At 31.2% G+C, this 298-nt stretch carries 1 pseudogene; it reads right to left on the bottom strand.

The features are described 5' to 3' along the window. Positions 1-4: 4 nt before the first annotated feature. Positions 5-298: pseudogene (locus HMPREF2607_RS01290) on the bottom strand (hypothetical protein); the annotation flags it as partial.

The following is a 298-nucleotide window of genomic DNA, read 5'->3' as shown; positions in this document are numbered from 1 at the left end:
TTCTCTAATTAAACCTACTTTGATAAATTAAATTAAACAACCACTGAAGATTGATTAATGGTTTTGATTGAGCATCAATCACAGGTTGAACAGTTTCTCTAATTTCTTTTTGGACTTTTCGTTGATTATACTTAATCTTGTGATAATGTTCATCAAAAGCATCTTGGAGAGAAAAATTACGATTTAAAAGATAGCCATCACCAGATGCCGAACTAAAATATAGAGTATCACCTGAAAGACCTAATATAGACCTTTCCGTTCCTTTATTTCTAGTTATAGCGTACATTCCATCATCATC

The organism is Streptococcus sp. HMSC078H03 (assembly GCF_001808655.1).
In the GTDB taxonomy this organism is placed as follows: Bacteria; Bacillota; Bacilli; order Lactobacillales; family Streptococcaceae; genus Streptococcus; species Streptococcus salivarius_G.
The sequence above is the reverse complement of the archived record's forward strand: the minus strand, read 5'-3'. Positions and strand labels throughout refer to the sequence as shown.